The 1,089-nt window shown below is 34.9% G+C and carries 1 protein-coding gene; it reads left to right on the top strand.

The annotated features are described in order from the left end of the window. Positions 1-70 precede the first annotated feature (70 nt). The gene (locus tag NE544_RS11975; protein ID WP_117925855.1) at positions 71-1,021 is read left to right on the top strand and encodes a DNA-directed RNA polymerase subunit alpha; all 951 of its coding nucleotides are present in this window, start codon (positions 71-73) and stop codon (positions 1,019-1,021) included. Positions 1,022-1,089: the final 68 nt, after the last annotated feature.

Raw genomic sequence — 1,089 nt, 5'->3', positions numbered from 1 at the left:
GTAACACCAATTCCACACAACGGATGTCGTCCACCAAAACGACCTCGTGGATAGTTAAAGGAGGATAACGATGCAGGAATTTGAAAGAGCTTCACTTCATAAAGATTTTGTGAATGAAGAAAACAATACTGGATCTTATATCTTTGAACCTCTTGAAAGAGGTTTTGGAATTACGATTGGAAATACCATTTGCCGTACATTATTAACAAGTGTACCTGGCACACGCATTGTTGGATTTAAAGTATCTGGATTTGATGGAAAAGCAACAATGATCGAAGGTATTTTAGAAGATATTTATCGTATTTCATTAAATTTAAAAGCTGTACAATTATACAATGATGGAGAAGGATTCCAAACATTGCATATTTCAAAGAAGGGTCCTGCAACAATTCAGGCGGCTGACATTATTTGTCCAGAAGCTGTTGAAGTTGTAGATCCTGAACAAGTGATTTGTACTTTAGAAAAAGGTGCAAGCTTGGAAATGGAGATTTATGCTGTAACTGGAACTGGATATAAGAGTTCAATTGAAAACAAAGTGTCATACGACTTTGGTGAAGATGTCGTAGTATTAGATGCAACTTTCACTCCAATCCGTAAAGCAGATTATTTAGCAGAACCTGCTCGTGTTGGGTTGGATAAAAAATATGATAAAGTACATATCAATGTAGAAACAGATGGTACAATTACGCCTTTACAAGCTATCACAATGGCTGCAAAGATTTGTATGGAAAACTTAGATGAAGTTTTAACTGTTTCAGATTTAGAATTAGAAGAAAGTTTCATGGTTCAAAAACCTCAAGTTGAGGATGTTAAGAAAGTAAATACAATGATGATTGAAGATTTGGATTTATCTGTTCGTTCTTACAATTGTTTAAAACGTGCAGGAATTCAAACTGTTGATGAACTTACACAAAAAACAGAAGATGAAATGATGCATGTTAAGAATTTGGGTAAGAAATCACTCAAAGAAGTGAAGGACAAAATGTACCAATTGGGATTGTTCTTCAAATCGTATGAATAAGAGGAGTAAGAATCATGTGGAATCGTAAATTGGGACGTAAAGCCGATCATCGTAAAGCATTGTTGCGT

The organism is Holdemanella sp. MSK.7.32, assembly GCF_024460475.1.
In the GTDB taxonomy this organism is placed as follows: Bacteria; Bacillota_I; Bacilli_A; order Erysipelotrichales; family Erysipelotrichaceae; genus Holdemanella.
This window is presented reverse-complemented; position numbering and strand designations above follow the sequence as displayed.

Excerpts from the sequence above, each read along its gene's own strand:
- NE544_RS11975 (WP_117925855.1), top strand. The coding sequence starts at position 71 with ATGCAGGAATTTGAAAGAGCTTCACTTCATAAAGATTTTGTGAATGAA.